Below are 20,772 nucleotides of genomic sequence, written 5' to 3'. Positions count from 1 at the left end.
AACTTTCCCATCCGGATCGAGATTGGGACCGCTCGCGCTTACCGTTCGTCCTGTGGGCCACGTCCTCGTCGTCGCTTTGGCGCTTTGCGATGTTCTCTATGACCTAGTGCTGCGGAGGGTCGTAGAGCATGGAGAAAGCGAGCCCGATGGAGAGTGCAACACCTGCCATCCTGCCACCCCCTTTGATGGACTTCTTGGCCGCAGTTATCGCGGGCGGCAGAGTCATCGCAGCACCAAGGCGATCGCCGTTGCGATGATCCACTCCACGAATGATCAGCGCATAAGCGAGATAAGACTTCCTGCTAGTCCGAATAGGATCAGCAGCATGATCGCCAAAGGGAGGCGATTGTTCCCTCGCAGCTTAGATATGTAACGTGAGATGACTGCATCGTTCCGTTGGCCGGTGGAAGCCCATGCGACAAGGACCAGCCACAGGAGGAACGATAGGAGACACAGGGGGCTTAGCTTGTAAATCAAGGCCCGATCGGGGTGTTTCCGCACCATAGCCAAGAGAGATGGCAGGGCGGTATAGGCTGCTAGGCCGATCAACGTGGCAATCAGAACAAGCGCTGCATCCGACATATGCCTATTCGATCCGGGCCGTTGATTTGAAAGGATTGCAGAACAACGCCTCGACTTCAATGTCGAAGAACGCGGCACGCTTGTACGCAAGCGGCAGAAGCGGATCGTATTTGTCTGCCCCAACCGCATTTACGGTCTGACGCGACACATCCAAGTGCTCTGCCAATCACCTTGGTTCAAGCCACGTGCGATCCCTCCCTCGCGCGGCCGGTTTTCGAGCTGCTTCCGATCGTGAGAGCCGCCAACGGAGACGTGCGACGGCATAGCCCGGCCGCGCCGGTGTAGTCGCTGACCTGGCCGCCCGTCGGCCAAGCCAGGTTGCTTACTCCAGTCCCCTCACGGAGTCCGAACCAGATCGCAACGCTCACGTTGATGGGCCCTGACCCTAGTTACAGGCCGCCTAGGCTCACATACTTGTATTGGACAAACTCCTCGATACCGGAAGTCGCACCTTCGCGGCCGATTCCACTGTCTTTCACGCCGCCAAATGGCGCCACTTCGCTCGTGATGATGCCCTGGTTTATTCCGACCATCCCGACATCCAGCGCCTGCGCGACCCGAAAGGTGCGCGCCAGATCGCGCGTGTAGACATAGGCGGCGAGCCCGAATTCGGTTGCGTTGGCCGCCTCAATCGCCGCCTGTTCGTCGGTGAACCGGAACAGCGGGGCCACCGGGCCGAAGGTCTCCTCGCGAGCGATGATCATGTCCGGGTTGGCATCGCGGATCACCGTTGGTTCGTAGAAGGTGCCGCCCAGCGCATGCGGCCTGCCGCCGGTGAGCACGCGTCCGCCCTTGGCAATCGCATCGGCGACGTGCGCCTCGACCTTTTGCATCGCGGCGGTGTTGATCAACGGCCCTTGCTCGACATGCGCGTCGAGACCGTTGCCGACCCGCAGCGCCTGCACCCGCGCGCCGAAGCGCTCCGCGAAAGCTTCGTAGATGCCGTCCTGGATATACAGGCGGTTGGCGCAGATGCAGGTCTGGCCGGTGTTGCGAAACTTGGCCGCGATCGCGCCCGCCACTGCTTCGTCTAGGTCGGCATCGTCGAACACCAGGAAGGGTGCGTTCCCGCCGAGCTCCATGGACAGCTTCTTCATGGTCGCGCCGGATTGCTGGTAGAGCAGCTTGCCCACGCGGGTTGAGCCGGTGAAGGTGAGCTTGCGCGCCAGGGGGTTGGCGGTCAGCTCGCCGCCGATCGCGACGGCGTCGCCGGTCACGATGTTCACCACGCCCGCCGCGATCCCCGCCCGCTCCGCGAGCACCGCCCATAGCAGCCCGCAGTAAGGCGTAAGCTCGGACGGCTTAACCACAACGGTGCAGCCCGCGGCCAAGGCCGGCGCGATCTTGCGCGACAGCATCGAGAAGGGGAAGTTCCACGGGGAAATGGCCGCAACCACGCCCACTGGCTCGCGCGTCACCAAGATACGGCTGCCCTGCCACGGAGAAGGCACGACCGTGCCGTTGATGCGGCGCGCTTCCTCGGCGAACCACTGGACGTAGCTGGCGCCGAGCAGCACCTCGCCGCGTGCCTCACTCAGCGGCTTGCCCTGCTCGAGGGTCAACATCGCGGCAATCAGGTCGACATTCTCGCGGATCAGCGCCGCCATACGATGCAGCGCCGCGGCACGATCGGCAGCCAGCGCCGCCGACCAGCCGGCGAAGGCGGCATGCGCCGCCTCGATCGCCTGCCGCGTCTCGGCGGCCCCGCTCCAGGGAACAGTCCCGAGCACCTCGCCGGTGGCCGGGTCCGTCACCTCGCACGTCGCGCCGTCGTCGGCGTCGCGCCATACACCGCCGATCGCGTTCTTCTGCCGCAGCCAGCCTGCCGCTTTCAGCTGTTCGAGAAGCGGGTTCGACATGGGATGTCCTGGATTATGGTTGCGAACGGCGTCAGCGGATCGCCGCTGCGTCGGCCAGGCTGGTAAACATCGCCTGCCGCAGCAAATAGGCGCGACGGCGCTCCGGGTCAGTCGACAGCGTGCGCATCGTTTCCTGCTTGCGCTTGTGCGCCTCGCCCTGCCCTGCCCGCATGATCGCCATGTTTTCGATCGTCTGCTGCTGGGTGAAGTCGTGGGTGACAGTGCGACGCTGGCGATCATAGAGCGCCAGTTCTTCCTGCCCGGCCTCGCCGTTCAGCACCCGTACCAGCTTCTCGCAGCCGTTGAAGGCGTCGTGAATGCCGCTGTTCATGCCGAACCCGCCAAGGGGATTGTTGAGATGCGCGGAATCGCCCATCAGCAGGACGCGGTTGTGGTGGAAGCTCTTCGCCACCCGCTGGTGAACGCGGTAGATGGTGCGGTGCTCGGTCTTCACCGCCTCGCCATCGGCGAGCAGACCGCCAAAGACCTTGTTCTTCTTGGCGTCGGACAGGAGCCAGGCGGGGTCTTCCTCGGCACTTGCGGGAACCAGCACCCGCCAGACAGAGGGCACGCGCAACAGCACCAGCCATTCCTCGGGGTCGGACACGTAGTTCACGTAAGCGAGGTTCGGGATCTCGGCATCGATTGGCTGCTTGGTGCTCAGGCACAGGAAATGCTCGGGGTAGGTGAAGCCATCGAACTCCACCCCCAGCCATTTGCGTACCAGGGAGTTGGCGCCGTCGGCCCCGATCAGATAGTCCGCCCGCACCTTCTTGATCCCGGTGGTATGTTCGAGCGAGACGGTGACACCCGCCTCGTCCTGATCGAAATGGATCACCCGGTGGCCGAACATCACCCGCGCGCTGGGCTGGTCACCCAGTCGCTCGGCCAGCATGCGCGCGAGGTGATATTGCTCGCACTGGATGCGGTAGGGAAAGCGAGTGACGTCGCCGATCTCGCTCAGGTCGAACGACAGCACCTCGCCCGAGCGGCGATCGCGCCAGTGATAGATCGGCGCCTTGAGCCCCATGTCGATCAGGCTCTGCGCGATTCCGAGCGTGTCGAGCATCTCCAGCGACGGCGGGTGAAAGGTAGAGGCGCGCAAGTCCTGCGCAGCGTCGTTGCCCGTTTCTGCCAGGATCACGTCGATGCCGCGCTGGGCCAGATAGGTGGCAGCCACACACCCCACGGGTCCCGCGCCAGCGATCACGACTTGAACGCGTTCGGTTTGACCGGTCATGCTTGAACCTATTCCCTGATTGAATGGCGATGCGGCTAGGGAGGGCTGCGCCGGGTTCCCACGAACCTGCGCGAACTGTCCGCAGCACGAACATCGGCGTCGGCGGACCGGCAGGGCGCAACGCCCGCGCCGCCCGCGTACGGCAGGTCAGAACTCGGCGAGCAGGCGTCCGAAGCCCGGCATGCGATCATGGATGCCGTTGGCCCGCAGCGCGTGCCAGTAGGTGGCCGTGTTGATCGCGATCACCGGCTTGCCGAGCCACAGCTCCGCAGCGGCGGCCAAGCGCACGTTGGACACATTGGTGCCGACCTGAATGATCGCGTCCACGTCGTCCCCATCCAGGTCCTTCATGGTGTCGCGCAGAGTTTCCGGCGTGAGCTCGGCGATGGCAATCCAGGACGGGCACTGGAGCGGGGTGCCGCGCACTGTCTCATAGCCATGATCAGCCAGGAAGCGCCGGACCTGATCGTTGGCGGCGGGGTAATAGGGCGAGAAGAACGCCACCCGCTTTACATTGCCATAAGCGGCGAGCGCCGCAGCGACCGCCTCCGACCCGATCGTGACGCCGATGCCCGACAGCGCCTCGATCGACTCCCGCCAGCGGCGCGCGCCTTCCGCCCCGCCGAAGAAGGTGACTGCCGACATGCCCATGACCAGATAATCCGGCTGGCAGGTCATCACCCCGGTCACCGCGTCGGCTGTGTTGCGGTCGATGTCGGCGACACCTGCCAGAAAGGTCTCGTTCGACACGGCGCTAGGGTTGGCGACGACGATCCGGCTGTAGTGGTTGGTCACTCCCCACGGTCGCATGTCGTCGAAATCGGGCTGAACCACGGTGTTCGTCGATGGTCCCAGCACGCCGAACTTCCTTCGGAAGCCCAGGACGTCAGCGTGTGGCCGCCTGGCTACGCTCGCGGTTGTCACTCGGTTTGCCTCCCCTCTCCGCAACGTCGCGATGGCGGCGCTGCCTCCTGTTCTGGGGAAGGGGTTAGTCGGTCGATCGCGAAGCTTGGCCGTCGAAACGCGAATATCCGCCAGCCGATCACCGGGCAGCAGAGCGCATCCGGCGAAGAGGCCTTGGCCCATAGCACTTTGGAGAAGGGCGGGAGAGACGAGGGACATGGCATCCACCGCAAGGGTCGTCATCGCCGGCGGCGGCATCGGCGGCATGACCGCTGCCGTCGCCCTGGCGCAGGCCGGATTTGGCGTGATGCTGCTGGAGGCTGCCGCGCAGTTCGGTGAGATCGGCGCCGGCGTCACCCTGTCGCCCAATGCGATGAAGGGGATGGATCACATCGGCCTGTGCGAGGCGGTCGCGCAAGCCGGCATCGAGCCCAGCCGCCAGCGCATCCAGCACTGGCAAGACGGCCGGATCCTGCGCGCGGTCGAGCGTGGCAGCCAGCGCGATCGCTACGGCGCACCCTATGTCACGATACATCGCGCCGACCTCCACCAGTTGCTGCTCGCCGCCGCGCGGGACGCAGGGGTGGATCTGCACAATGGCGCATGCGTCGCCCGCAGCGTCGGCAACACGCTTGTCCTGACAGACGGTCGGCGCTTCGAGGGCGACGTGATCGTCGGTGCCGACGGGGTCAAGTCGGCCGTGCGCGCGCGGTTTGACGAGGTCCCTGCCCAGTTCACGGGGCATGTCGCCTGGCGGGCGCTGCTTCCCGTGAACGAGGATCTCGCCGCGCTTGCTGGCTATCCCGGCATCCATATCGGTCCCGGCCGGATGATCACCCGCTATCCGGTGCGCGCGGGTACCTTGCTGAACTGCGTCTTCTTCGCGCGCCAGGCGGGCTGGGACCAGGAGGGCTGGACCATTCCTGCGTCGGCGGACGACCTTGCCGCCACCTACGCGACCTGGTGCGGTGAGGTGCAGGCGATGATCGCCGCCGCACGGCGTGGCCCGCTGTTCAAGTGGGCGATCAACGCCAGGCGCCCGCTTTCCAATTGGATCGAAACGGACTGCGTCACTCTGCTCGGCGATGCGGCGCACGCGATGACGCCGTTTCTGGGCCAAGGGGCTGCCACCGCGATTGAGGACGCAATCGTGCTGACGCGCGCGCTTGCGGACAGCGCAACAGTTGCCGAGGGGCTGCGGCGCTATGTCGCGGCCCGGCACGCCCGGGCAAGTTTCATCCAGGCGGAATCAAACGCCAACGCCGATCGCATGCAGGGGCAGGACAGCGACAGCTTCGGCCTGGCGAGCCTTCGCGACGAGGAGTCGCTCGGCCTCTTCAGCTACGATTGCAGGACGGTTGCGCTATGACCCTGGACGCCACGCCCTTCGACGGCCACGCCATCGCGGCTTCGACGCGCGCCTTTCTGCCGGGGCCCCATCGCCTGCTGATCGGCGGCACCTGGGTGGATGCACAAGGCGGGCAGAGCCATGTGACGCGCGATCCGGCCACCGGGCTGGAGCTGGCGCGCTTCCAGATCGGCGGGGCGACTGACGTGGACGCCGCGGTCCGGGCGGCGGCCGCAGCCTTTCCACTCTGGGCGCGCCTCTCCGCGGCAAAGCGATCGGCACTGCTGTTTCGTCTTGCCCGGGCAATGGAGGCGCAGGCGGAGCTGCTCACCGAACTCGACGTCCTCGACAACGGCATGCCGATCGCGATCGCGCGGCTGACGGTCGCCAACTGCATCGAGATGGTCGATTATTACGCGGGCGCCGTCCTGCGGATTGAGGGCGCGACCATGCCGCCGCCCCGCCATCTGGCCGATCTTGGGGAGGCGCTGACCTATACGCTGCGCGAGCCGGTCGGGGTGGCGGGCCTGATCGTGCCGTGGAACGTGCCGCTCTCGACTGCGATCCTCAAGCTTGCCCCGGCGCTGGCGGCAGGCTGCACCGTGGTGGTGAAGCCGTCGGAGGAAACCCCGCTGTCGATCCTGGCGCTCGGGCAGCTCGCGCTGGAGACGGGTTTTCCGGCCGGCGTGGTGAACATCGTCAACGGCTTCGGCGCAGATGCGGGCGCAGCACTGGCCGAACACCCGCTGGTCGACAAGATCAGTTTCACCGGATCGACTGCGACGGGGCGCCGCATCGTTCAGGCGGCGCTCGGAAACCTCAAGAAGGTTTCGCTGGAGCTCGGCGGCAAGTCGCCGGTCATCGTCATGCCCGATGCCGATCTCGAGCAGGCAATCCCGGGCGTCGCCATGGCGTGCTTCTTCCTCCAGGGGCAGAATTGCATGGCGGGGACGCGCATCTTCGCGCACGCCGCCATCTACGAGGCTCTGCTGGAGGGAATGGCCGCATTCGCGCGCGGCATGACGCTGGGACACGGGCTTTCGGACCAGACGCAGCAAGGGCCGCTGATTTCGCAAGGACAGCTGGACAAGGTGCTCGGCCACATTGAGGGGGCGAAACGGGCGGGCGCACGCCTGGTCGCCGGCGGGCGCCGGGTGGATCGCCCCGGTTGGTTCGTGGAACCAACGATCTTTGCCGACACCCATGCCGACATGGCGATCGAGCGCGAGGAGATCTTCGGTCCGGTGATGGCGGTGCGCCGCTTCGACACCGACGATCTCGACGCAATCGCCGCCCTCGCGAACGACAATATCTACGGACTGTCCGGCAGCGTCTGGACGCGGGACCTGTCGACCGCGCACCGGCTTGCGGGCCGGATCCGGTCCGGCCATGTCTCCATCAACTGTCATGGGGCAGTGGGCACCAACATCCCGTTCGGCGGCTATGGCCAGTCGGGCTGGGGACGCGAGTTCGGCGATGACGGCCTTGGTGCATTTCTGGAAACCAAGGCCATCACCGTGCGGCTGTGAGCCGCCGCTATTCCGCCCCGCCGAGGAGCGCCAGCGCGCGCTCTTCCGTCACAACCTCGGCGTATTTGGCCTGAAGGTCGAACAGATTGGCCTCATGCGGGGCGGGGTGGCGGTCGCCGCACGCATCGCGCACGACAAACGGCACGAAGCCGTGCTGCAACGCGTCGAGTGCCGTCGCGCGCACGCAGCCCGACGTCGAAAAGCCGGTGATGAGCAGCGTGTCGATCCGCCGCGCCGCCAGCGTCGAGCTGAGCGAGGTCCCGAAAAAGGCGGACGCATATTGCTTGGAGACGATCGTCTCGTCGGCACGCGGCTGCAGCGTGTCCGGAAACGCCCCCATCGCCGATCCGCGATCGAACGCCTTCAGCGCCGGCACCTTGGCGTAGAACAGGCCGCCGTCGGCGCCACCCGGCTGGTAGACGACGTTCGTGAAGATCACGGGCACCCCCGCCGCGCGAGCGGCTGCGACCAGCCGCTCGTTGGACGCCAGCGCCACCTCGAACGCTGGATCGTACAGCGACGATCCCGGCGTCAGATAGGCGGCGACCACGTCGACGATCAGCAACGCGGGCCGCTCGCCGAAGCGGAGCGTCCCGTCGAACGCCCCGGCGTAATTGTCCTTGAGTTCGTCGCTCATCGGCTCAGGCCGCCCTTGCCAGCGAATGAAGCTGGCGCGGCGGCTTAGGCGCGGGCAGCCCCGTCTCCGCCTCGCACTGCGCCCGCAGCGTCTCGATATCCGGGCCGAAGTCGAACACCGACACATCGCCACGCTCGCCGCGGATCTGCGTCCGGAGTGCTTCGGTCGCGCCCGCATCGACTACGCCGTCGTCGGTCAGCACCACGCCATAGGCGCGGGCGCCCGCGACGGTGACCAGCCCCTGCCCCACTTCCCGCGCCACCAGCGCCGGGTCGCGCTCGAGCGGATCTCCCCACCCGCCGCCGCCCCAGGTGACGAAGTGCAGCACGTCGCCCGCCTGAACCTCATAATCCTCGATCTTGTTGCCGACGATCACCTTGGTGCCGTCCGCCTTCTCCAGCGTCTTGCGGGCACGCGCGCCGGGCGCACCGCCGTTCACGCCCCAGGGGGGCACGAACCAGCGATCGTCATGGATCGCGATCTTGCCCGGTTCCAGGAAGCGGTAGGACATCAGGATGCCGTTGCCACCACGGTGCAGCCCGGCGCCTCCGGAGTCCGCGACCGTCTCGTAGCGCTCGATTACGAGCGGGAAGTAGCGCTCCAGGAACTCGTTGGGCACGTTGGTGAAGTTGGGGAACAGCGAGTGACCGTCCGGGCCGTCGCCCAGCGGACGTCCGGGAATGCCGCCGAAGCCGATTTGGAACAGCTGGAAATATTCGCCCTCCTTGTCGAACCCCGAATAGAAGAGGTGCGGGCTGGACGAGAAGCCCGCGGCGGTAAGGAAGTCCGGCGTCTTCTGGCCGAGCAGGCCGCCCAGGATGTCAAACATCCGCCCCAGCGCATGGGTCCGGCCCGACAGCGCAGCCGGGAAGCGCGGCTTCAGCAGCGATCCTTCCGGGATGCGGACATCGATCAGATCGTAATAGCCGTCGTTGAACAGGATCTGCGGATCGAACACCATGATCATGTAGATGCCGAAGAACATCCGCATCATGTTCTCGTTGAGGAAGAAGTTGATCGAGGCAGCGCTCTGCGGATCGGTGCCGTCGAAGTCGAGGACGACGCGGCCGTTCTCACGCCACATGGTGCAGCGGATCTTGTACGGGCCGTAGCCGAGGCCGTCGTCACAGATATAATCCTGGAAGCTGACCTTTTCCTCGCTGATCGCGGTGTCGATCAGCTGCGCCATCGCCTTGTGGTTGCGCGCGAGCAGTTCCTCGCAGGCGGAGACGAACACGTCGTCGCCGAAGCGCTCGGCCATTTCGATGACCCGGCGCGAGGCGACGCGGCATGCGGCGACCAGCGCGTTGAGATCGGCTTTGCACCAGTCCGGCGTGCGGACCTGGTGCATGATCAGCTTGACCAGATCCTCGTTGTAGACGCCCTGCTTGAAGATCTTGATGGGCGGGATGCGAACGCCCTCCTGGAAGATCGAGGTGGCGTCGATCGGCATGGATCCAGCGACCATGCCGCCGATGTCGGACTGGTGCCCGAACATCGAGGTGTAGGCGATCAGGCGACCGTCCTTGAACACGGGCAGCAGCACCAGCCAGTCGTTGCAATGGCTGACTGCGCCACCCACCGAATAAGGATCGGACAGCATGATCAGGTCGCCTTCCTCGACCTCGCCGTCGTAGCCGTCGAGGAACGGGCCGATATACGACCCGAACTGGCCGACGATCATGCGGCCCCGGTAATCGGCGATCAGCGGAAACGCGTCGCCCTGTTCCCGGATGCCGGGCGACATGGCGGTGCGCACCAGCGTCGCATCCATCTCGACGCGCGCGTTGCGCAGCGCATTCTCGATGATGTCGAGGGTGACAGGGTCGATCGCCTTCTTCTCGAAGACATTGTGGTTGGTCTGGTTGATCCGTGCGGGCATGGTTTCAGTCCTTCAGATCAGGCGTTCGCCAGGGTGATCAGGATGTTGCCGACGGCATCGACGGTCGCGACGCAATCGGCTTCGATAAGGGTGGTCGAGTCCATCTCGATCACGATCGCGGGGCCTGGAATGACGTCCTTGGCCCGCAGCTTGGACCGGTCGTAGATCACCGCGGGCTGCATGCGGCCGTCCATGTAGAGCTGGTGGTCGCGAATCTTGGCGGCGCTGGGGTCGCCGTCGCCCTCCGGCAGTTGGACCGCCGGCAGATCCAGCGCGACGCCGAGTGCGACCGCACGCAGGTTCACGATCTCATGCTCGCTTTCCATGTTGAAGGTGAACAGCCGGCGGTGTTCCTCGTCGAAGCGTCCGGTCAGCGCAGCAAGGCCGCCTTCAAGTAACGCGAGGAGCGTCACGCCCATCGGCACTTCGAACGCCTGCCCCGCATAGCGGATGTCGACTTCGAAAGTGACGTCGATGTCACCGGCGGCGACCCCCTCATCCTCCAGCTCGGCGCGGATCTGCGCCTCCATTTCCGACAGGACGGCCGCCAGTGCTTCCGCGTCGGTCTTCGACGCGAGCGTCGAGAAGGAGCGCGCAGTCTCCGTGCGCATCCGAGTGGTGGCGTCTCCCAGTGCACACAGCACGCCCGGTGACACCGGCGAGATCGCGGGCCAGCTGCCCATCAGGCGCGCGACGGCGTTGACGTGGATCGGTCCCGCACCGCCGAAGCCCATCAGCGCGAAGTCGCGCGGATCATAGCCCTGCTGCACCGAGATCATGCGCAGCGCGCCGAACATATTCTCGTTGACGATGTCGATGATCCCGCGCGCGGCGGCGAACAGCTCGATGCCCAGCGCGTCGGCGATCGTCTGCACCGACTTAACCGCGCCTTCGCGATCGAGCTTGAAGGTGCCGCCGAGCAGCGCCTCCGGCAGATAGCCGAGCACGACATTGGCGTCGGTCACGGTCGGCAGGGTACCGCCCTTGCCATAGGCGACCGGCCCGGGCACCGCGCCCGCAGATTGCGGCCCGACGCGCAGCGCGCCGGTCAGTTCGGGCACATAGGCGATCGAGCCACCCCCCGCGCCCACCGTCTTGACGTCCAGCGCCGAGGCGCGGACGGCGAGGTGGCCAACCTCGGTCGTGCGTACCCGGCGAGCCTCCAGATTCTCGATCAGCGCCACGTCGGTCGAGGTGCCGCCGACGTCGAGCGTCAGGATGTTCTTGATGCCTGCGTTCTTGCCGACCCAGATCGCGCCGGTGACGCCGCCGGCCGGGCCCGACATCAGCAGCGAGACCGGATGCTCCTCCGACTTCTCCGAGGTCATCAGGCCGCCGTCGGAACGCAGCAGCGACAATTTGCCGGCCATGCCCGCGTCGCGCAGCTTGCTGCGCAGGTTGCGGACGTAGCGCCCGACCACCGGCCGCACCGCCGCATTGGCGACGGTGGTCAGCGTACGCTCATATTCCTGCATCTCGGGCAGCACGACATGGCTCAGCGAGACCGGGACGTCCGGCAGGATTTCCGCTGCAAGCTCGCCGACCCGCTGTTCGTGCGCGCCGTTGAGATACGCGTTCATCAGGCTGACGGTCAGCGCCTCGACGCCCTGTGCCTTCAGCCGCTCCAACTGAGCGCGGATGTCAGCGTCGTCGACGGCGCGAAGCTCGTCGCCCTGCGCGCTCATCCGGCCCTTGATTTCGAAAGTATCCTCCAGCGCCGCGAGCGGTTGCGGCTTGGGCCAGACGATCCAACCGGCAAGCCCGCCCGGAACGAAGCTGCGGGCGATCTGCATGATCTGGTGATAACCCTCGGACACGATCAGGCCGACGCGCGCGCCCTTGCCCTCCAGCACCGCATTGGTAGCGACGGTGGTTCCATGCAGGAAATATTCGATGTCGGCCGGGGTGATTTCGGCGGCGGCACAGATCGCCTCGACGCCGGTCAGGATCCCTTCCGAACTGTCATGGGGCGTGGAGGGGGTCTTGTGCCGCCAGAAGGCCCCGCTTCCCTGGTCGAACAGCAGAAGATCGGTGAAGGTGCCGCCAACGTCTACGCCCAAGCGATAGGCCATCAATAGTGCTCCTCGTTGCGGGGCTCCGCCCGCCTGTTCTCGTCGATCCGCTCGGGCACCGCACACAGGCCGGCGGCGCGCGCACGAAGCCCGCCCGCGCCGATCCGTCCGGCATCCACTTTCTGAGACGTCGTGACCGCCGAGTGCATCCTCACCGGAACCAGCCGGAACCGGATAGATTGACCTCTCGGTTGTCCGCTCAGCGGTCACACGCGGGTCGCGGTGCCGATCAGAGCACTGCGCAGACGGTCTTCCACTCGAGATAGCCGTCGAGCGCCTGGCGGCCGCTGTCGCGTCCCGACCCTGATTGCTTGATGCCGCCGATCGGCAGCGAAGCATCGTACATCGCGTGGCAGTTGATCCACACCGTGCCGGCCTCAATCGCGCTGCTCATCCGGTGTGCGGTGGAGAGCGATTGCGTCCAGACGCTCGCGGCGAGCCCATAATGGCTGGCATTGGCGGACTCGATCACCTCCTCGACTTCGTCGAACGGCTGCGCGACCACGACCGGCCCGAACACCTCCTCGCGCACGATCTCCATGTCGGGACGGACGTCGACGACGACCGTGGGAGCGATGAAGGTCTGCGCCTCGCCCAGCAACTCGCCGCCGCTCAGCACGGTGGCCCCATCCTGGCGCGCGGTGTCGACGAACTGCGCCACCCGCGCCGCATGCCGCCCGGAGACCAGCGGGCCCATCTGCGTCTCGGCGGCAAGGCCGTGCCCCATGGTGAGCCCCTTGCCGTAGCGGACCACGCCGTCCACGACCTGGTCGTAGATCGAGCGGTGCACGTAAAGACGCGACCCGGCGATGCAGACCTGCCCGGCATTGAAAAAGATGCCGTTGGCGACACCGGGGATCGTGAGGTCGAGATCCGCATCGGGCATGACGATCGAAGGCGACTTGCCACCAAGCTCCAGCGTCACGCGCTTGAAGTCGCGCTTGGCCGAATCCATGATCGCCCGGCCGGTCTGGGTTGATCCCGTAAAGGCGATCTTCGACACACCCGGATGATTGGCGAGCGCGGCGCCGGTGCGGCTGCCGAGCCCGGTAACGATGTTGAGCACGCCTGCAGGCAGCCCGGCCTCCATCATCAGCTCGCCCAGCATCAGTGCGGTGAGCGACGTGTCTTCGGCCGGTTTCAGGACAATCGTGCAGCCGGCCGCGAGCGCTGGCGCAAGCTTCATCGCAGTGAGCACCACGGGCGAGTTCCAGGGCACGATCGCAGCGACCACGCCGACCGGCTCGCGCACCGTCCAGCTCCGCACCTGCTTGCCCGCCGGCTGATAGTCGATCGAATTGTCGATCACGCGGCCTTCGATCGCCATCGCTTGGCCGGCGAAGAAGCGGAACTGATTGATCGCGCCCGGGATCTCCGCCCATCGGCCCACGAACAGCGGCTTGCCCTGGTCCAACGTCTCCAGCTCGGCGAGTTCGTCGATGCGCGCTTCCAGCAGGTCGGCGATGGCCCAGAGGATGCGGGCGCGCTGCGCGGGCGTGGTCGCCTTCCAGCCGGGCAGCGCCCGCCGGGCAGCGAGCACCGCCGAGTCGACGTCGCCTTCCCCAGCGTCCGCGATCCGGCCGATCTCCGCATTGGTCGCCGGATCGACGGTCGGCAGGGTCCCGCCGCCTGCTGCCTGGGTCCAGGCGCCATCGATCAAGAGCCCCTCGCCGCTCGCCCGGCGATCAAGGAAGGACTGGGTTTGCGGGCGAAGCCCCGGCCGATCGATCTGGAGCAATGTCAAAGTCCCATGAAGCAGAAGGAGCGAAGGTTCGGGAGCGACGATCCCCGGCGCATGCCCGATGGTGAGGTGATCCAAGCTTTCGCCGATCCGATGCCGGCGATCTGGTTTCTATCCGACAGTCGGTTAAAAGCAGCGAAAATATCCGCACATCGGTAGCGTCGTGGTCACCTGTCGGACATTGAAATGTCATCAAGGAGTCGCACAGATGGAAAAAGGCGTGCCTATCCGATCGCTCAGCCGATCGATCGCCGCGCTGAAGGCGATCAACGAGCATGGCTCGCTGACGATGATGGCGATCTCCAAGGCCTCCCGCGTGCCTTACCCCACCGCATGCCGGATCGTGCAGACCTTGTTGTTCGAAGGACTGATCGAGCAGGAACCGTCCCGCAAGCGCTATCGTCCGACAGCCTTGGTCCAGACGCTGTCGCACGGCTTCCAGCATCGCGATCACTTGGTCAGCACCGCCCGCCCGCACATCGTGGAACTCACCCGCGAGGTGGGCTGGCCGATCTCGATCGCGATCCGCGTCGGGCGCCGGATGATGCTGCGCGACAGCACCCACGCCAACACTGCGTTGACGTTCGAGAACTACTATCCCGGGTTCAGCCTGCCGATCCTGGACAGCGCCTCGGGCCGCCTGTCGCTCGCCTTTGCAGCGGACGAGGAACGCGAGATGATCCTGGGCTGGATGCGGGAGATGCCCGAGGTGGAGCTGGACTATCTCCGCTCCGCGCAGGTCAGTCTCGACGTGGAGAAGATCCGCGCCAACGGCTATGCCGTCCAGGGGCGCAACCACTATAATCGCACGCCGGGCAAGACCTCCTCGATCGCGGTGCCGATCTTCAACGACGGCGAGTTCGAAGCCGCCATGACGATGGTGTTCTTTGTCAGCGCCATGAAGCTCGATACGGCGATCGAGCGCTACCTGCCAACGCTCAAGGCCTGTGCCGCTGCGATCAGCAGCGACCTGAGCGGCATTTCCACCCGCGGCTGAGGGAGAAGCGGGCGGCTGTCGCCGGCTGCCCGCACAGCGGATAAACCCGTGCCGGAGGCTGTGGCCCGGCAGGGCCGGCGCGGTAACGCTCAGGCGAGATGGCCCGGACATTGTACCAGAAATTGTGGGACGCGCACCTCGTCGTCGACGGCGGCGAGGGCCCGTCGCTGCTCTACATTGATCGCCACCTGCTCCATGAGGTGAGCACCCCGCAGAGCTTCGCGATGCTGCGCGAGGAGGGACTGCCCGTGCGGCGCCCCGAAACCCAGCTAGCAGTGGCCGACCACAGCGTACCCACCCAGGCCCGTGACCAGCCGATTGCCGATCCGCGAGCCGCGGCGCAGATCGAATTGCTGGCAAGCAACTGCGCCAGCTACGGAATCGAATACCTTCCCCTTGACGGCGGCGGCCAGGGCATCGTCCATGTGATCGGCCCCGAGCAGGGCTTCACTCTGCCCGGCGTCACCCTGGTGTGCGGCGACAGCCACAGCTCGACGCATGGCGCGTTCGGCGCGCTCGCCTTCGGCATCGGCGCCAGCGAGTGCGGCATCGTCATGGCTACCCAGGTGCTGTGGCAGACGCGCGCCAAGACGATGCGGGTGGTTTTCGAGGGCGAGCTGCCGCCGTACGTGTCGGCCAAGGACATGGCACTCGCGCTGATCGGCCGGATCGGCGCGTCGGGCGCGGTCGGGCATGCGATCGAGTTCGCCGGCCCCGCGGTGCGCGCGCTGTCGATGGAGGGGCGGATGACGCTCTGCAATATGGCGATCGAGGCGGGATCGCGCACGGGGCTGGTCGCGCCCGACGAGACCACCTTCGCCTATGTGTGGGGCCGGCCCCGCGCCCCATCGGGCAGCCGCTGGAATGCGGCCCTAAGCTACTGGCGCGGCTTGCGATCGGACGACGACGCCATGTTCGACCGCGAAGTGGTGATTCGCGCCGACGAGATCGCGCCGCACGTCACCTTCGGCACCAGCCCGGATCAGGTAATCGCGATCGATGGCGCGGTGCCGCAAGGCCGCGAAAAGCTGGGCCGCGCACTGGACTATATGGCAGTCGAACCCGGCGCCCCGCTTGTCGGCCTTCCCATCGACCACGCATTCATCGGCAGTTGCACCAATGGGCGGATCGAGGATCTGCGCGCTGCGGCCGACGTGGCGCGCGGCGGCCATGTCGCCCCCGGGGTACGTGCGCTGGTGGTGCCCGGCTCCGCCGCGGTCAAGCGCCACGCGGAGGCGGAAGGGCTCGATCGCGTGTTCCTCAAGGCCGGGTTTGAGTGGCGGGAGCCGGGATGCTCGCTGTGCGTGGCGATGAACAACGATCGCCTGCCGGCGGGCGCGCGCTGTGCTTCCACCTCCAATCGCAATTTCGAAGGGCGCCAGGGGATCGGCGCGCGCACCCATCTGATGAGCCCGGCGATGGTCGCCGCAGCCGCACTCGCCGGCCGCATCGTGGACGTGCGGAGCAGCCGGGCATGACCCCGCTGACTAGGGTCACGGGCCAGGCGCTGTCACTGCCGCAGGCGGACATCGACACCGACATCATCTATCCCGCCCGCTTTCTGCTGATCACCGAGCGCACCGGGCTCGGCGCCTTTGCCTTTTACGACCGGCGCAACGATCCCGCCTTTCCGATCGCGCCCGATCTGCGCAAGGTCCCGCCCTTCCTGGTCGCCGGCCCCAACTTCGGCTGCGGCTCGAGCCGCGAACAGGCGCCCTGGGCACTGGACGATCTCGGCGTCCGCGTGATCATCGCGGAAAGCTTCGGCGAGATCTTCTACTCCAATTGCTTCAAGAACGGCATGCTCCCGATCCGGCTGGACACAGAGACGGTGACGGCGCTTCACGCGAGCGCGACATCGGGCGGGCGCTTCACCGTTGACCTCCTCGAGCAGCGGTTGAGGGTCGACGGCCTGCCGCCGCTCGCTTTCGACGTGGCGCCGGCCCAGCGCGCGGCGCTGCTCAACGGCTGGAGCGAGATCACCCGCATCCAAAGCTTGCACGGAAATGACATCGCCAGCTTCGAGGCGGCCCAGCGCCGCGCGATGCCCTGGCTCTGGTAGGATAGACAGATGACCGATACCCGCCTGCGTGACAAACTCGCCACCAAGCAGTTCTTCGTGGTGCCAGGCGTCCAGGACATGATCGCAGCCGTGGTCGCGGACCGTGTCGGCTTCGATGTCGTATACGGCACCGGCTATTGGCTCACCGCCTCCGCTTATGGGCTGCCGGACGCCGGGATCGTCGGATATTCGCAGATGGTCGACCGGATGGCGACGGTGAAGCGGACCTCAGAGGCCGCACTGATCGCTGATGCAGACACCGGCTATGGCGGGCTGCTCAACGTCCACCACACCGTGCGCGGCTATGAGGCCGTGGGCGTTTCGGCGATTCAGCTCGAGGATCAGGAATTCCCCAAGAAGTGCGGCCACACCCCCTATAAGCGAGTGGTGTCGGCCGAGGACATGGCCAACAAGGTGCGGGTCGCGGTGGACGCGCGCGAGAACATGCTGGTCATCGCGCGCACCGACGCGCGCCAGTCCGAGGGACTCGACGGCACGCTGCGCCGGCTCGAAGCCTATGCCAAGGCCGGCGCCGACATCCTCTTCCCCGAAGCGCTGCAAAGCGAGGAGGAGATGCGCACCGTCTGCGCCGAGTTCGATCAGCCGGTGCTAGTCAACATCGCCAATGGCGGCCTCACTCCGCCGCTCAACGCGAGCGTGCTGGCCGAGATCGGCTTTGCCTTCGGCATCTATCCCTCGCTCACCAGCCTGGTTGCGGCTTCGGCGATGGAAAAGGCGTTGATCCAGCTGCGCGACGCAGGCGAAGGCGAGCCGAGCGATCCCGAGGTGTTCGACTTCAGGACCTTCTGCGGCATGATCGGGTTCGAGGACGTCTGGGCGTTCGATCGTAAATGGGGACAAGCCGACTGATGCGAATCACGGCAGCGCTGCTGGAACGATCGGGCGGCCATGCCCAACCCTATGCGCAGACGCAGCCGCTGCGCCTCGCCGAGCTCGAGCTGGATGCGCCGCGACGAGGCGAGCTGCTTATCCGGATCGACGCGGCGGGCCTGTGCCATTCCGACCTGTCGGTGATCAACGGCGACCGGCTCCGGCCGATGCCGATGGCGCTCGGCCATGAGGCGACCGGGATCGTGGAGGCGCTGGGTTCGCCCGACGACCCGGACTTCGCGGTCGGCGATCGGGTGATCCTCGCCTTCCTGCCCGCTTGCGGCACCTGCGCCCGCTGCCTCGCAGGCGAGCCCTATATGTGTGGCACAGGCGCGGCGGCGAATGGCGAGGGGCGGCTGTTGAACGGTGGCCGGCGCCTGCACGACGGTTGCGACGAGGTCCATCATCACCTCGGCATTTCCGCCTTCGCCAGCCACGCGGTGGTGGACCGCCGCTCGGCCGTGAAGGTGGAGCACGATCTCCCGCCTGAGATCGCGGCATTGTTCGGCTGCGCGGTGCTCACCGGCGCCGGCGCGGTGTTCAACTCCGCCGCCGTGCGCGAAGGCGAGACGGTGCTGATCTACGGCCTGGGCGGTGTCGGGCTGTCGGCGCTGCTGGCTGCGCGGGCGATCGGCGCCAGGACGCTGACCGCGATCGATCCGTCGCCGGAGAAGCGCCGGATCGCGGAGGAGCTTGGCGCGACCGCACTCGCGCCCGAGGGGGCAGCGGACGCGCTCAGCGGCCTGTTTCCGGACGGCGGCCCCGACGTGGTGGTCGAGACGGTCGGCCGCGCCGCGGTGCTGATCGCCGCCTACCAGGCCGCCCGTCGCGGCGGCCGGATCGTCACGGTCGGCTTGCCCAATCCGGCCGAACGGTTCGACATCCCCGCCTTGTCGCTAGCAGCCGAAGGCAAAACCCTGATCGGCAGCTACATGGGATCGGCGGTGCCGGCGCGCGACATTCCCCGCTATATCGAATTGTGGAAGGCAGGGCGCATGCCGGTCGAGCGATTGCTCACCTCCGTCAACGCGCTGGCCAACATCAACCAGTTGATGGACGCGCTGGCGAACGGACAAGCGATCCGCCAAGTGGTGACGCCGTGACGAAGGGAACCAACCAAGCATGAAACTGCGGCGCGGCTATACCGACGGCCCGTTCGGCCAGATCCACTTCCAGCATGCCGCGCAAGGACGTCCGCTGGTGTTGCTGCACCAGGCAATCATGAGTTCGGATCAGTTCGCCAACGTCTTCGCACCGCTGGTCGAGCGCGGTCTTCGCCCGATCGCGATCGACATGCCGGGCTTCGGTGCTTCCGACCCGCCTGCTGCGCCGCCGACGATTGCAGACTATGCCACCGCCGTGCTGCCGGTGCTCGACAGCCTCGGCATCGATCGCGCGGCCGTTGCTGGCCATCACACCGGCGCGCTGGTCGCCACCGAGCTGGCGCTCGCCCATCCCGAGCGGATTACCGCGGTGGTGCTTGCCGGCCCGATGATCATCAGCGACGCCGAACGTCAGTCGGGCTTCGATACGCTGGTCGACCGCGAAAGGGCCTTCACCGCCCTTCCCCAAGGCCGCCACTTCGTTGAAGTGGCCGAGATCCGCGAGATGCTGGCGGCCGGCAGTGTCGGTGAGCGGAGGATCAGCGACTATGTCGTCCAGGCGATGCAGGCCTATGGCCATGACGCTTACTGGTACGGCCACTACGCCGCCTTCTCCTATCGGCACGACGAACCGCTCGCGCGCCTCGCCCAGCCGGTGCTGCTGCTCAGCAACACAGGCGACATGACGCACCCGTCTGCGCTTGCCGCGCACCGCTTGCGTCCCGATTTCGCCTATCGCGAGATCGAGGGCGGCGGCATCGACATCTGCGATCAGGCGCCCGAGGCCTGGGGGTACGCCATCGCCGACTTCCTTCAGAATCACCCTTGAGCAGATGAAAAAAGGGGGCGGGATATCGATCGTCCCGCCCCCGCTTTCTCAGCTCAAGTGCCGGTCAGCCAAGCTGGCCAGGAATGTGCGCCTCATGGTTCTCCAGATACCAGGCCGCGATCTCCTCGCGCGTGGCCCACCACACGCCCGGCAGCGACTTGGCATGCTCGATGAACTCGCGCAGCGCGCGTATCCGGTGCGCACGGCCGGAGACGTGCGGGTGCAAGCCGACGTTCATGATCCGCCCGGTCTTGGCGCCTTCTTCATTCAGGACATCGAGTTCCTCGATCAGCGCGTCGCGGAACTGGTCGGTCGTGTAGTTCTTGCGCGTGATGAAGGTGAAGTCGTTGATCTCGTTCGAATAGGGCACCGACACGATCGGGCCGTTCGGCGTGCGCAGCAGATACGGCTGATCATCGTTCATGATGTCGCAGTAGAAGGTGCAGCCCTGCTCGGCGAGGATGTCCGCAGTCTGAAGCGTGCCGCGCAGCGACGACGACAACCAGCCCTTGGACTTGCGCCCGGTGAACTTCTCGAACTGGTCCAGCGTGCGCAACACGATCTCGCGTTCCTTGGCGGGATCGTTGGCGAAATTGGTCAGCAGCTCGCCCTGCTCCCAATTATGGGTCAGCAATTCCCAGCCGCGCTCGAGCACCGCGTCGGTCATCGCCTTGCGCCGCTCGAAGGTGACGGCGTTGGTGGTGCAGCTCGCCTTGACGCCCAGTTCGTCGAACAGGTCGATCATCCGCCACAGCCCGACCCGCTGGCCATATTCGCGCCAGGTGTAGTTGGGGAAATCGGGCGTGTTGCCGGGAAGGATGTCGGGCAGGATCGACGGGCCGCCGGCATAATAAGGCTTGTCCGTGTCCTTCACCAGATCCCAGGTCTCCAGGTTGAAGGTCAGGACCAACGCGACCCGCGCGCCGCCCGGCCACTGAAGGGGATTGCGCTGGGGCAGCGGGACGTAATCATATTCCATCAGGGCAGCTCCGGTGTTGCAGTCGGCTGTGGTCAAGAAAGCGTGTCCGGGCGGACGCGCCAGGCGCTCCCGGCCATGCCGGCGGCGGCAGGGCGGGAAGCTGCAGAGGCATAATCAA

The 20,772-nt window shown here is 66.3% G+C and carries 17 protein-coding genes; 8 read left to right on the top strand and 9 right to left on the bottom strand.

All coding sequences use genetic code 11. The features are described 5' to 3' along the window. Window positions 1–586: 586 nt before the first annotated feature. The 4 genes from LK533_RS17935 to LK533_RS07675 form a co-directional block, all read right to left on the bottom strand. Complete coding sequence (locus LK533_RS17935; protein WP_324255270.1) at window positions 587–748, bottom strand: transcriptional regulator; 162 nt, start codon at window positions 746–748, stop codon at window positions 587–589. 223 nt (window positions 749–971) lie between these two features. After that, window positions 972–2,441 (bottom strand): NAD-dependent succinate-semialdehyde dehydrogenase, encoded by a 1,470-nt coding sequence (locus LK533_RS07685; RefSeq protein WP_229362209.1) that lies wholly within the window; start codon window positions 2,439–2,441, stop codon window positions 972–974. Window positions 2,442–2,472: 31 nt separating this feature from the next. Beyond that, a complete protein-coding gene (locus LK533_RS07680; RefSeq protein ID WP_229362208.1) occupies window positions 2,473–3,681 on the bottom strand; it encodes an FAD-dependent oxidoreductase in 1,209 nt (402 codons plus the stop codon). A 147-nt stretch (window positions 3,682–3,828) separates the two neighbouring features. Beyond that, entirely contained in the window at window positions 3,829–4,539 is a 711-nt protein-coding gene (locus LK533_RS07675) for an arylmalonate decarboxylase (protein ID WP_229362207.1), read from the bottom strand. 262 nt (window positions 4,540–4,801) lie between these two features. On the opposite strand from LK533_RS07675, the gene LK533_RS07670 reads away from it, so the two are divergent. Together LK533_RS07670 and LK533_RS07665 are read left to right on the top strand one after the other, a co-directional pair. Beyond that, window positions 4,802–5,953, top strand: a complete 1,152-nt coding sequence (locus LK533_RS07670; protein ID WP_229362206.1) for an FAD-dependent monooxygenase — start codon at window positions 4,802–4,804, stop codon at window positions 5,951–5,953. Then, entirely contained in the window at window positions 5,950–7,461 is a 1,512-nt protein-coding gene (locus LK533_RS07665; RefSeq protein ID WP_229362205.1) for an aldehyde dehydrogenase family protein, read from the top strand. Before LK533_RS07670 ends, LK533_RS07665 begins: the two co-directional genes overlap by 4 nt. 7 nt (window positions 7,462–7,468) lie before the next feature. Here LK533_RS07665 and LK533_RS07660 read toward each other — a convergent pair whose 3' ends face one another. The 4 genes from LK533_RS07660 to LK533_RS07645 all read right to left on the bottom strand — a co-directional run bounded on the left by LK533_RS07660 (window position 7,469) and on the right by LK533_RS07645 (window position 13,790). Then, a complete protein-coding gene (locus LK533_RS07660; RefSeq protein WP_229362204.1) occupies window positions 7,469–8,098 on the bottom strand; it encodes an isochorismatase family protein in 630 nt (209 codons plus the stop codon). Between the two features lie 4 nt (window positions 8,099–8,102). Further along, window positions 8,103–9,980, bottom strand: coding sequence for a hydantoinase B/oxoprolinase family protein (locus LK533_RS07655; protein WP_229362203.1), 1,878 nt, complete (start codon window positions 9,978–9,980; stop codon window positions 8,103–8,105). 17 nt (window positions 9,981–9,997) lie between these two features. After that, a complete protein-coding gene (locus LK533_RS07650) occupies window positions 9,998–12,052 on the bottom strand; it encodes a hydantoinase/oxoprolinase family protein (RefSeq protein ID WP_229362202.1) in 2,055 nt (684 codons plus the stop codon). A gap of 229 nt (window positions 12,053–12,281) precedes the next feature. Then, the gene (locus LK533_RS07645; RefSeq protein WP_229362201.1) at window positions 12,282–13,790 is read right to left on the bottom strand and encodes an aldehyde dehydrogenase family protein; all 1,509 of its coding nucleotides are present in this window, start codon (window positions 13,788–13,790) and stop codon (window positions 12,282–12,284) included. Between the two features lie 223 nt (window positions 13,791–14,013). On the opposite strand from LK533_RS07645, the gene LK533_RS07640 reads away from it, so the two are divergent. From LK533_RS07640 to LK533_RS07615, 6 genes are all read left to right on the top strand, one after another. Next, a complete protein-coding gene (locus tag LK533_RS07640; RefSeq protein ID WP_229362200.1) occupies window positions 14,014–14,790 on the top strand; it encodes an IclR family transcriptional regulator domain-containing protein in 777 nt (258 codons plus the stop codon). Window positions 14,791–14,888: 98 nt separating this feature from the next. Continuing rightward, complete coding sequence (leuC, locus tag LK533_RS07635; protein WP_229362199.1) at window positions 14,889–16,268, top strand: 3-isopropylmalate dehydratase large subunit; 1,380 nt, start codon at window positions 14,889–14,891, stop codon at window positions 16,266–16,268. Beyond that, on the top strand, window positions 16,265–16,852 hold the full coding sequence (leuD, locus tag LK533_RS07630; RefSeq protein ID WP_229362198.1) for a 3-isopropylmalate dehydratase small subunit: 588 nt from the start codon (window positions 16,265–16,267) through the stop codon (window positions 16,850–16,852). The genes leuC and leuD overlap by 4 nt, the downstream gene beginning before the upstream one ends. Before the next feature lie 9 nt (window positions 16,853–16,861). Beyond that, window positions 16,862–17,722, top strand: a complete 861-nt coding sequence (locus LK533_RS07625; protein ID WP_229362197.1) for an isocitrate lyase/PEP mutase family protein — start codon at window positions 16,862–16,864, stop codon at window positions 17,720–17,722. After that, window positions 17,722–18,846: a zinc-binding dehydrogenase gene (locus tag LK533_RS07620; RefSeq protein ID WP_229362196.1), complete on the top strand. Its 1,125-nt coding sequence runs from the start codon at window positions 17,722–17,724 to the stop codon at window positions 18,844–18,846. Before LK533_RS07625 ends, LK533_RS07620 begins: the two co-directional genes overlap by 1 nt. A gap of 19 nt (window positions 18,847–18,865) precedes the next feature. Beyond that, on the top strand, window positions 18,866–19,675 hold the full coding sequence (locus LK533_RS07615; protein WP_229362195.1) for an alpha/beta fold hydrolase: 810 nt from the start codon (window positions 18,866–18,868) through the stop codon (window positions 19,673–19,675). A gap of 64 nt (window positions 19,676–19,739) precedes the next feature. Here LK533_RS07615 and LK533_RS07610 read toward each other — a convergent pair whose 3' ends face one another. Beyond that, window positions 19,740–20,654, bottom strand: a complete 915-nt coding sequence (locus tag LK533_RS07610) for a polysaccharide deacetylase (protein WP_229362194.1) — start codon at window positions 20,652–20,654, stop codon at window positions 19,740–19,742. Window positions 20,655–20,772: the final 118 nt, after the last annotated feature.

The sequence above is a fragment of the Sphingomonas sp. PL-96 genome, assembly GCF_020707215.1.
Taxonomy (GTDB): Bacteria; Pseudomonadota; Alphaproteobacteria; order Sphingomonadales; family Sphingomonadaceae; genus Sphingomonas.
This window is presented reverse-complemented; position numbering and strand designations above follow the sequence as displayed.

Excerpts from the sequence above, each read along its gene's own strand:
- LK533_RS07685 (WP_229362209.1), bottom strand. The coding sequence starts at position 2,441 with ATGTCGAACCCGCTTCTCGAACAGCTGAAAGCGGCAGGCTGGCTGCGG.
- LK533_RS07680 (WP_229362208.1), bottom strand. The coding sequence starts at position 3,681 with ATGACCGGTCAAACCGAACGCGTTCAAGTCGTGATCGCTGGCGCGGGA.
- LK533_RS07670 (WP_229362206.1), top strand. The coding sequence starts at position 4,802 with ATGGCATCCACCGCAAGGGTCGTCATCGCCGGCGGCGGCATCGGCGGC.
- LK533_RS07665 (WP_229362205.1), top strand. The coding sequence starts at position 5,950 with ATGACCCTGGACGCCACGCCCTTCGACGGCCACGCCATCGCGGCTTCG.
- LK533_RS07660 (WP_229362204.1), bottom strand. The coding sequence starts at position 8,098 with ATGAGCGACGAACTCAAGGACAATTACGCCGGGGCGTTCGACGGGACG.
- LK533_RS07655 (WP_229362203.1), bottom strand. The coding sequence starts at position 9,980 with ATGCCCGCACGGATCAACCAGACCAACCACAATGTCTTCGAGAAGAAG.
- LK533_RS07650 (WP_229362202.1), bottom strand. The coding sequence starts at position 12,052 with ATGGCCTATCGCTTGGGCGTAGACGTTGGCGGCACCTTCACCGATCTT.
- leuC (WP_229362199.1), top strand. The coding sequence starts at position 14,889 with ATGGCCCGGACATTGTACCAGAAATTGTGGGACGCGCACCTCGTCGTC.
- leuD (WP_229362198.1), top strand. The coding sequence starts at position 16,265 with ATGACCCCGCTGACTAGGGTCACGGGCCAGGCGCTGTCACTGCCGCAG.
- LK533_RS07625 (WP_229362197.1), top strand. The coding sequence starts at position 16,862 with ATGACCGATACCCGCCTGCGTGACAAACTCGCCACCAAGCAGTTCTTC.
- LK533_RS07620 (WP_229362196.1), top strand. The coding sequence starts at position 17,722 with ATGCGAATCACGGCAGCGCTGCTGGAACGATCGGGCGGCCATGCCCAA.
- LK533_RS07615 (WP_229362195.1), top strand. The coding sequence starts at position 18,866 with ATGAAACTGCGGCGCGGCTATACCGACGGCCCGTTCGGCCAGATCCAC.
- LK533_RS07610 (WP_229362194.1), bottom strand. The coding sequence starts at position 20,654 with ATGGAATATGATTACGTCCCGCTGCCCCAGCGCAATCCCCTTCAGTGG.